A 7,302-nucleotide genomic window follows, 5' to 3' on the forward strand; every position below is an offset into this window, starting at 1 on the left:
GCCGCCCCGGGCGCGCATCGCGAAGAATGCGCGCCGCCCGGACGGCCTGTCGTCAGGAGCGCTTCCTGGGCGGTACCCGGGTCAGTGCGATGCCTTCCAGCGGCATGTCCTCGGTGTAGTCCAGCCAGGCCCGGATCACCAGGTCGTCCACGGTGGTATCCAGCCAGACCGGCAGGCGGATCTGCCCGCCTTCGTGGCCTTCCACGCGCACCCATTCGCGGGCGTGCACCACCTTGCCATCCGCCGACACGGCTTCCAGCCAGAACGGGTGGCTGGGCAGTCGCTGCGGACGCAGGCGCAGCTGGTACTGGCCGGCGAGCATCCGCCGCGACTCGTGGCTCAGGGTGAGGGGCCGGCGCGGGCGCGGGCGCGGCTCGCCATGGGTTTCGAGCGGAGCGTCGATCTTGACGCCCTGCTGCAGGTCCAGGTCGGTGTAGAGCTTCAGATCGTTGCTCCGGTCGACCAGCAGCGCGCACCACTCGCCGAGGGGGAGGGCATCCTCGAACGCGGTGCAGCGGTCGATGTAGGCCAGTACGTTGTCCGGGTCGCGCATGAACTGCCGCGGCGCATCCTCCAGCACGATCGAGGTGATGTTCCACTGCGAATCGTATTCCAGCAGCACCGGCGGCTTGATCTGCTGCTGGCCGACGATCACGCGGTCGTCGTCCATGCGCAGGATGCCGGTTTCCTGGCCCGTCCATAGTTGGCGCGCGAACCCGAGGTAGGACTGGTAGCGCGCCTGGTCGCCGCTGCGCGCGGCGACGCTGGCGCTCGGCGGCGCGGATGCCAGCAGCGAGCGCCCGAACCCGAGGGCGTGGAGGGCGGGGTTGAGCAGCTGCAGCACGGTGGCGCCCGAATCCAGCGTGCTGCCGCCGGACGCCACCTGCCGCGGCGGCAGGTCGGGAGCCAGCAGCAGCAGCAGGTTCTCGCGGTGCTGGCGCGCCAGCACGTCGCTCAGATCGTTCGGCATGGCCAGGTGGTCGGACGCGACGACGATCAGGGTGTTGTCGGCGTACGGGCTGCGCCGGATCTTGTCCACCAGTTCCGAGATCAACCGGTCGGTGCACTTGAGCGCGCGCAGCAGGCCGATGTCGCCCAGGGCACTGTCGTAGCGCGTGTCCCGGCAGGACACCGGGAGGTGCCCGGCCGGATGGTGGGTGTCCATGGTCAGGGTGGTCAGCATGAAGGGCTGGCCATCGGCCGACAGCGACATGAAATCGTCGAACACGTCGTCCAGCAGCACGTCGTCGTGGATGCCCCAGTTGGAGAAGTGGCGCTTGGGAACGCCGGCGTTCTCGAAATGGCGGCGATCCTTGACCTGGTCGAAACCGTGGCTGGCGAGGAAATCGCCCTTCGCCGCGAAGGCGGCATCGGCACCGCCGCTGAAGCGCAGGGTGTAGCCCTGCTGTTTCAGGTAGTCGCCCAGGCAGTAGGCGCCGGGCAGGAAGTGGTTCATCCGCCCCATGCTGTTCTCGTCGCCGCGCGAGGTCGTCAACGGTATGCCGCACATCGACGACACCAGGCCGGCGATGGTCCAGCCGCTGCCCTCGGGCGAGACGATGTCGCGGAAATCGACCGCTTCACCGGCCAGGCGCGCCAGGTTGGGCATCAGTCCGGGGAACACGCTGTCGTCCAGGTAGGTGCGTTCCAGGCTTTCGCCGTAGATCCAGACGATGTTGCGCGGCTGCATCACCGGCTTGTCCGGCAGCAGGTATTCGGCCGCCACGGTGGACACGTCCGCCGGACGCGACATGTGGTACAGGCGCAGGGCATCGGAGAAGATCGGGCTGGCCAGCACCGCCACGACGAAGACCGCCGAAAAGGACAGGGATACCGTGGTGCCGTGCCTGGGCAGCCGGAACCGGCGTATCCGCACCAGCAGCAGGGACGAGAGCGCGATCGCCACCAGGCCGACGAAGGCCATGATGAGGCCGCGGAACTCGGCGATGCCGGCGCCCTGCAGCCCGGTGTCGAGGTGATACAGCGTGGCGGCATTGATGCCGTCGCCGCTCAGGCGATCGATCAGCCACCACACCGCCAGCGACACCAGCAGCAGGCTGAGGAGCGCGGCCTTCGTTCGCCGCCGTGTCGTGGAAGCCAGCAACAGCCAGACCAGCGCGAGCACGCAGAGGAAGAGCAGTAGCGACATCGCTCAACACCTCCGCATGGATTGGCCACTCCTCCCGCGCCATCGGCGCACGCGTTGCAATACCGTCATCAGCGGTTCCCCCTGTTGTCATTCAAGTGCAACAAACCTGCCATTGGCTTCCTGAACGAGATGTTGTGATGCGACTGACACTTGCGGTCCGCGATCCGAAGGGCCCGCCGCTGCGCGATGTCCGGCGATCGGGTATCGTTCAGGCACTGCCGTCGGCAGCGGTCCGGTGGCGGGGATACGTCCGGACCGGTCGATGGCGGGACGTCGCGGCCCGGATTCCCATGCCGGCCGCGCCGTAACGATGTCCTGTCCGTTGAGGGAGTAGTCGATGAGATCGAATGTGTTGGCGGTGGCCGCCATCGCGCTGGCCTGCACGAGTGCGGGCGTGTCGGCGAATGCCGACGCGGAAGCGGCGCCCGCGGATTATTTCCTTGCCGCCCTGGCGAATCATTGCGGGCAGGCTTTCGCCGGCCGCATCACCGCCAACCAGCCCGCACCGACCGCGCCGGACCCATTTGAGGGCAAGACGCTGGTGATGCATGTGCGCGGCTGCGACGACCCCGGCCGCGAAATCCGCGTTCCCTTCCACGTCGGCGACGACCGTTCGCGCACCTGGGTGCTGACGCGCACCGTCGACGGGCTGCGGCTGAAGCACGACCATCGGCACGAAGACGGCCGCCCCGATGCGGTGACGATGTACGGCGGCGACACGGCCGAGCCGGGCACCGCGCAACGGCAGGCGTTCCCGGTGGATGCCGAATCGGTGGCGCTGTTCCAGCGCGAAGGCCTGAACGCCTCGCTCAACAACACCTGGGCGATGGAACTGGTGCCGGCCAGGACCTTCGTCTACGAGCTCAGCCGGCCGGGCGGGCGGCTGTTCCGCGTGGAATTCGACCTGACCGCGCCGGTCGCGTTGCCGCCGGCGCCGTGGGGCGCCGACGACTGACCCCGTGACGGGCGCTCAGCGCGGCCCGAAACGGCCGCGGCAGCCGCGGTCCACCCACACCTGCGAACCCGCATAGCCCCAGCTGTAGCCCTCGCGGCAACTCTGGTTGGACAACTGCTGCAACAGGATGGGACGGCCCTGGCGGGCATCGTAGGCGCAGGTCTTGCGGCGGTTGTCCTGGCTGCTGCAGGTCACGCTGTAGTCGTTGCCGCCGCCCAGGCCGGTGCCGGAATCGCGGAATTCCGCACGGCAGCCGCCGCGCACCCAGATCAGCCCCTGCCGCTGGCCCCAGTTCTGGTTCTCGTTGCAGCGCGTGGACGAAAGCTGCCGCTGCACCACGGCGCGGCCACGGAAGCCGGTGCGGCACTCGCGATAGGCGCCGTTGGCGCTTTCGCACTTCACCACGCCCCCGATGCCGCCGCTGCCGGACTGTTCGGCGAAGCGGCCGCGGCAGCCGCGATCCACCCACACGGCGCCGGCACGGCTGCCCCAGTTCTGTCCCTCCACGCAGCGCGTGCCGGACAGGTTCTGCACCAGCACGGCGCGTCCGCGGAAACCGGTGGGGCATTCGCGGCGGCGATTGTCCTTGCTTTCGCAGGTCACTTGGCCGCCGGAGCCGGGCGTCGGCGGGCGCGGGCCGGCACTGCCCGCCAGGGACTGGGCGATATCCTGCTTGATCCGGCTGAAGGTCCAGTTGGAGCGGTTGACCTGGTCCAGGTAGAACCGCAACTGGTCGTCCGGGATGCGGCGGCCGCGGGACTGCTCGGAATATTCCTGGCTGATCACCCGGGTCTGGTCGGAGACGGACAGGGTCCGCAGGTTTTCCGGCGCATAGGCGCGCGTCTGAACCTGGGCGAACGCGGGCGGAGCGGCCATGAAGGCCAGCAACAGTACGAAAACGGACTGCAGGAACGGCTTCTTCATGGCGGTACCCTCCTGAGAGGCGCCAGCATAGCGCCGGACCGTTAAGCCCGCACGTGGACCGGGCAGGGCGGAAGGGGCGGCCCCGGGTTAAACTATGCGGCTCGGCCAGCCTTCGGCTGTCGTAAACCTTTCCGGCACTGGCCGGACGTTATCTGCGGAGCCCCCATGCGTACCCATTTCTGCGGCCTCATCGACGAGACCATGATCGGCCGGACCGTGACCCTGTGCGGCTGGACCGACGTCGCCCGCAACCTGGGCGGCGTCTGCTTCATCGACCTGCGCGACCATGAGGGCATCGTGCAGGTGACGGTGGAACCGGCGACGGGCGATCGGAGTGCCGCGGACGTGTTCGCCGTGGCCGCCGGCCTGGGCTACGAGGACGTGCTGCGCGTGGAGGGCGTGGTGCGCGCGCGCCACAGCGTCAACGACAAGATCCGCACCGGCAAGGTCGAGATCGTCGCGACGAAGATCGAGGTGCTGAACAAGGCGCAGCCGCTGCCGTTCCACGCGCACGAGAATGCCGGCGAGGACATCCGCCTGAAGTACCGCTACCTGGACCTGCGCACGCCCGAGATGCAGCGCAAGCAGCGCACCCGCATCCGGCTGGTGCAGGCGCTGCGCCGCTGGCTGGACGCGCGCGGTTTCCAGGACATCGAGACGCCCATCCTGACCAAGGCCACGCCCGAGGGCGCGCGCGACTTCCTGGTGCCGGCGCGCCTGCATCCGGGCGAGTTCTACGCGCTGCCGCAGTCGCCGCAGCTGTTCAAGCAGATCCTGATGGTGGCCGGCTTCGACCGCTACTACCAGATCGCGCGCTGCTTCCGCGACGAGGCGCTGCGCGCCGACCGCCAGCTGGAATTCACCCAGCTGGACATGGAGTTCGCCTTCGTGCGCGAGCGCGACGTGCAGGACACCGTGGAAGGCATGATCCGCGACATCTTCCGCGAAGTGATGGACGTGGAGCTGGATGCCGAATTCCCGCGCATGACCTGGGCCGAGGCGATGCGCCGCTACGGTTCGGACAAGCCGGACCTGCGCATCGACCTGGAACTGGTGGACGTGGCCGAGCTGGTGAAGGACAGCGGGTTCGCCGTGTTCACCGCCGCCGCCAACGATCCGGACGGCCGCATCGCCGCACTGCGCATCCCCGGCGGCGCCACGCTGTCGCGCAAGCAGATCGACGAATACGCCGCGCACGCCGCCAAGTACGGCGCGAAGGGCCTGGCCTACATCAAGATCGACGAGGCCGGCGAGATTTCCTCGCCGATCCGGAAATTCTTCGGCGAAGAGGCCTTCGCCGCGCTGCTGAAGCACGTCGGCGCCGGCAATGGCGACATCGTGTTCTTCGGCGCCGGTGCGTACAACAAGGTCTCCGACTTCATGGGCGCGCTGCGCCTGAAGGCCGGCAAGGACTTCAACCTGGTCGCCGACGGCTGGCGCCCGCTGTGGGTCACCGACTTCCCGATGTTCGAGTGGGACGACGAGGCGCAGCGCTACGTGGCCCTGCACCATCCGTTCACCGCGCCGGCGGTGGACGAGATCGCCGACCTGCGCGCCAACGCGAAGACCGCGGTGTCGCGCGGCTACGACATGGTGCTGAACGGCAACGAGATCGGCGGCGGTTCGATCCGTATCCATCGCCCGGACATGCAGAGCGCGGTGTTCGAACTGCTGGGCATCGGCGCGGAGGAAGCGGAAGCCAAGTTCGGCTTCCTGCTGGACGCGCTGAAGTATGGCGCGCCGCCGCACGGCGGCATCGCCTTCGGCATCGACCGCATCGCCGCGCTGATGGCCGGCACCGAATCGATCCGCGACGTCATCCCGTTCCCCAAGACCACCACCGCGCAGTGCCTGATGACCGGCGCGCCGTCGCCGATCCCGGACGCGCAACTCGCGGAACTACATATCCAGGTGCGCGCCAAGGAATAAACAAGGCACTGCGTCATGGGTTCAACACCCCATGAGGCGCGGCGAGCGGGCCGGGTAAAACCCGAAGGGCGGCGCGCTGGATGCGCGCCGTTTTCGTATGGCACAAGGATGTGCCTTACGAAAATTCCCGGCCTGCTTGCGGACCCGGAGTGCGAAGCACGCAGGGCGCGCCGCCTGGGGCGTGTTTCTTTGCCTACTTTCTTTGCACGAGCAAAGAAAGTAGGGCCCCGCGGCGAGCGCGCCATGCTTGCGATGAACACCTTGCTGCGGACTGGCGATACAGTGGCGCTCTCCAAAGAACACGCTCCAAGCAACCGATTTTGAGGAAATGACCGATTGCCTATCGGGGCGCGGGCTGAAGCCCCTCCTACAGTGACCATGCCCATGCTTGTCATCCGCCGCGCCACTGTCGAAGACGCCATGGTCCTGTCGGACCTGGCCGCGCGCACCTTCACCGAGACCTTCGGCCATCTGTATCCGCTGGAGGATCTGTCCGCGTTCCTGGCCGATGCCTACGAGGTCGGCAAGCAGCACACGATCCTGTCGCACCCCGACTACGCGGTATGGCTGCTGGAGGAGGGTGGCGTCGCCGTCGGCCACGCCGCCGCCGGCCCCTGCGGGCTGCCGCATCCGGACGTGCGGCCGAGCGACGGCGAACTGAAGCGGCTCTACGTGCTGGGGTCGCACCAGAACGGCGGCTGGGGCGGGAAGCTGTTCGCCGAAGCCGAGCGCTGGTTGCTGCGCGACGGTCCGCGCACGCTGTGGATCGGGGTGTGGTCGGAGAATTTCGGCGCGCAGCGCTTCTACGGGCGCCATGGGTTCCGGCGTGTGGGCGGTTACAAGTTCGCGGTGGGGCAGACGCTGGATGACGAGTTCATCCTGCGGCGGGCTGCATCGAACCGCTGAAGTCGTCCTCATCGTAGGAGCGCCCCATGGGCGCGATGCCTTTCGATCAGATCGCGCAAAGCATCGCGGGCATGGCCCGCTCCTACAACAGCGGTGTGCCGGGGTGGGACGTACCGTAGGAGCGCCCCATGGGCGCGATGCTTTTCGATCGGGTCGCGCAAAAGCATCGCGGGCATGACCCGCTCCTGCAGCAGCGGTGTGCCGGGAGGGGACGTACCGTAGGAGCGCCCCACGGGCGCGATGCTTTTCGATCGGGTCGCGCAAAGCATCGCGGGCATGGCCCGCTCCTACAACAGCGGTGTGCCGGGGTGGGACATACCGTAGGAGCGCCCCATGGGCGCGATGCTTTTCGATCGGGTCGCGCAAAAGCATCGCGGGCATGACCCGCTCCTGCAGCAGCGGTGTGCCGGGAGGGGACGTACCGTAGGAGCGCCCCACG

5 protein-coding genes are annotated in these 7,302 nt (G+C 68.1%); 3 read left to right on the plus strand and 2 right to left on the minus strand.

The features are described from left to right. Positions 1-52 precede the first annotated feature (52 nt). Entirely contained in the window at positions 53-2,149 is a 2,097-nt protein-coding gene (locus tag AAD027_RS16685; protein WP_341727155.1) for a phosphoglycerol transferase I, read from the minus strand. Positions 2,150-2,486: 337 nt separating this feature from the next. Here AAD027_RS16685 and AAD027_RS16690 point away from each other — a divergent pair, with 337 nt between their 5' ends. Beyond that, a complete protein-coding gene (locus tag AAD027_RS16690) occupies positions 2,487-3,104 on the plus strand; it encodes a hypothetical protein (RefSeq protein ID WP_341727156.1) in 618 nt (205 codons plus the stop codon). 15 nt (positions 3,105-3,119) lie between these two features. Here AAD027_RS16690 and AAD027_RS16695 read toward each other — a convergent pair whose 3' ends face one another. Next, a complete protein-coding gene (locus AAD027_RS16695; RefSeq protein WP_341727157.1) occupies positions 3,120-4,028 on the minus strand; it encodes a DUF3011 domain-containing protein in 909 nt (302 codons plus the stop codon). Between the two features lie 165 nt (positions 4,029-4,193). On the opposite strand from AAD027_RS16695, the gene aspS reads away from it, so the two are divergent. Both aspS and AAD027_RS16705 read left to right on the plus strand, forming a co-directional pair. Then, positions 4,194-5,957 (plus strand): aspartate--tRNA ligase, encoded by a 1,764-nt coding sequence (gene aspS, locus AAD027_RS16700; protein WP_341727158.1) that lies wholly within the window; start codon positions 4,194-4,196, stop codon positions 5,955-5,957. A 384-nt stretch (positions 5,958-6,341) separates the two neighbouring features. Next, a complete protein-coding gene (locus tag AAD027_RS16705) occupies positions 6,342-6,863 on the plus strand; it encodes a GNAT family N-acetyltransferase (protein ID WP_341727166.1) in 522 nt (173 codons plus the stop codon). Positions 6,864-7,302: the final 439 nt, after the last annotated feature.

It is taken from the genome of Pseudoxanthomonas putridarboris (genome assembly GCF_038321125.1).
Lineage (GTDB): Bacteria > Pseudomonadota > Gammaproteobacteria > Xanthomonadales > Xanthomonadaceae > Pseudoxanthomonas_A > Pseudoxanthomonas_A putridarboris.